This is a genomic window from Thermanaeromonas sp. (assembly GCF_021890735.1).
In the GTDB taxonomy this organism is placed as follows: Bacteria; Bacillota; DSM-521; order Neomoorellales; family Neomoorellaceae; genus Thermanaeromonas.
On the sequence record NZ_JAKKUR010000133.1, the window covers coordinates 1 to 2,813 of the forward strand.

Annotated in this window: 2 protein-coding genes and 1 pseudogene; all 3 read left to right on the forward strand. The window is 49.9% G+C overall.

Going from position 1 to position 2,813, the window contains the following annotated elements; translation table 11 throughout:
• On the forward strand, nt 1-1,350 hold a 1,350-nt coding region (locus L5656_RS11135), incomplete at its 5' end, for a cytochrome ubiquinol oxidase subunit I (protein ID WP_297202945.1).
• A gap of 44 nt (nt 1,351-1,394) precedes the next feature.
• The gene (gene cydB, locus L5656_RS11140; protein ID WP_297202947.1) at nt 1,395-2,405 is read left to right on the forward strand and encodes a cytochrome d ubiquinol oxidase subunit II; all 1,011 of its coding nucleotides are present in this window, start codon (nt 1,395-1,397) and stop codon (nt 2,403-2,405) included.
• Nucleotides 2,406-2,478: 73 nt separating this feature from the next.
• Nucleotides 2,479-2,813: pseudogene (locus L5656_RS11145) on the forward strand (spore coat protein); the annotation flags it as partial.

The following is a 2,813-nucleotide window of genomic DNA, read 5'->3' on the forward strand; positions in this document are numbered from 1 at the left end:
CGCATTCAGTTTGCCTTGACGTCAGCCTTTCATTTCCTTTATGTTCCCCTCACCATCGGGCTAGCGGTGCTCATCGCTATAATGGAGTACCGTTATTGGCGGACCCAGGATCCTGTCTGGGACAAGATAGCCCGCTTTTGGACCAAGTTATTTGCTATAAATTTTGCCATCGGTGTAGCCACGGGTATAACTTTAGAATTTCAATTCGGAACCAATTGGGCCAATTATTCTCGCTTTGTAGGCGATATATTTGGAGCTCCTCTGGCGGCGGAAGGGGTTTTTGCCTTCTTCCTGGAATCTACCTTCATCGGATTGCTCCTCTTCGGGAGGAACCGTATTTCCCCCTTTATGCGCTTCTTCGCAGCTTTAATGGTAGCCCTGGGCACCAATCTTTCTGCTTTCTGGATTCTGGCCGCCAACTCTTGGCAGCAGACTCCGGCTGGATATCAAATAGAAGGAGGCCGGGCGGTGTTAACCAGCTTTGTGGAAGCCGTCTTCAATCCTTCTACAGTTCCCCGTTTCTTGCACACCATTGCCGCATCCTATATAACTGCAGCTTTCTTCGTTACGGGTATCAGTGCTTATTACCTGCTTAAGAAGAGAAACGAGGATATGGCGGTGCCTTCCCTGAAATTGGCCTTCATTTTCGGGCTCATCTTTACCTTGCTCCAGATCCTGTTGGGCCATAACCATGCCCAACAAGTAGCCTATACCCAGCCCGCAAAGCTTGCAGCCTTTGAAGCCCACTGGGAAACTCAAAAGGCGGCACCTTTACTTCTCTTCGCTTTGCCTGATCCGGATAACGAAAGGAACACCTTGGAAGTAGGGCTTCCTGGGATGTTAAGCCTCTTGGTGTACGGCGACACCCAGGGAACGATCCAGGGGCTAAAGGAATTTTCCCCAGAACTCCGGCCACCTGTCGCACCGCTCTTCTTCGCTTACCGGCTTATGGTCCTTTTAGGGCTATATTTGGCTGTAGTAATGCTCTGGGGTGCTTACTTGTGGTTACGCGGTCAGCTTACCACCCGTTCCTCTTTCTTAAAGGTGCTCCTTTACTCCATACCTATACCCTATGTGGCCAGCCAGTTAGGGTGGCTGGTTACCGAGGTAGGCCGGCAACCCTGGATAGTCTACGGGTTGCTTAAGACCGCACAAGCAGTTTCGCCTTTACCGGCCAGTCAGGTATTAACTACTCTGGTAGCTTTCACCGTTTTTTACGTTATCTTGTTTGGTGCTTTCTTGTTCCTTATGTTCCGGGAGGTCAAGGGCTACGGTATGGGCCCTGATGTAAAGGAGCAATTAAAAGTTAGTGGGGTAACTGGAGTGCATGGGTCTTATGGAGTGAGATAAAGGGTATAGAATAAGCCGGAGCACAATAGGAAGGGGGAGCCAGGATGACTTTGAATACCATTTGGTTTATTTTAGTAATGGTCTTGCTGGCCGGATACACTGTTTTAGATGGATTCGATTTAGGGGTAGGTGTCCTTTATCCCTGGCTAGCTAGGGAGGACAAGGAAAGACGGACACTTCTTAACGCCCTGGGACCTTTCTGGGATGGGAACGAAGTGTGGTTGCTTACAGGGGGAGGAGCTCTCTTTGCTGCCTTTCCTTTGGTCTATGCCACTGTTTTCAGCGGCTTTTACCTGGCCTTGATGCTAGTACTCTTTGCCCTAATCCTGCGGGCTGTGGCCATAGAATACCGCAATAAACTCGTGGAAAAGAAAGAGACCCTGGATCTGGCTTTCTTTCTAGGAAGCCTACTACCTGCCCTCCTCTTCGGGGTAGCGGTAGGGAATGTAGCCAGGGGAATCCCCTTGGATACAGGGCAAAATTATGCAGGTACTTTTTGGACCCTTCTTAATCCTTATTCCTTGCTCCTAGGGCTGGTGGGTCTAGCCGCCTTTATTCTGCAGGGAGCTACTTACGCCATGGTTAAGACCAAAGGGGAGATTTACCAGCGGGCTCGCGCCATCGGCGGGTCGGCCTGGTGGGCCTTGGTAGGCCTGTACCTTTTGGCCACCCTCTATTCCACCATAGAAGCTAGACACCTTTTTGCCAACTACGCTAAAACACCGGTTATTTATGTTTTCCCCCTTTTGCTATGGGTGGGCCTGGTGGTTACTTATGGGGCCTTGCGGCGGGAGAAAGCTCTGACTGCTTTTGTGGGTTCCTCCCTGAGTTTGGCGGGCATGGTGGCTACCATGGCGGCGGGTATGTATCCTAACCTGGTTTTTGCTACTAATCCTGCCCTTAATTTGACGATTTACAATGCTTCTTCCTCGCCCCTTACCTTGAAGACCATGTTTATCATCGCGGTGCTGGGGGTACCCATAGTTCTCCTTTATACCGCTTACGTTTATTACGTGTTCCGGGGTAAAGCGGAAGAAATGGAAGAGGGTTATTAAATAATTTTCCTCCTGTCAGGGGATAATAAAGGGTGAGATAAGAACAATTTACCCTTGGCAGGAGGAGATCTTTATGACTGCCCACTTAGGAGCCCATGAGGTAATGGAGCTACATGAAGTGTTAACTAATACTATAGATGGTATTAACCTATTTCAGTTGTACCGGCCCCATGTAAAGGACCCCCAGCTTCGCTCTATCCTAGATAAGCAGATCCAGTTTATGACCCAGGAGTACAATAATATGGTGCAAGCCATCAACCAGCGGGGTATCACCCAAGCTATACCTTACAGGGGGCCGCGACGGGTAAATCCAGTATATGGGCTTCACAATCCCTCGCCACAGGTACCCAACACGTCCATGGAAGAAATGGATGACCGTGATGTGGCCAGCGGGATGCTGGGATGCCA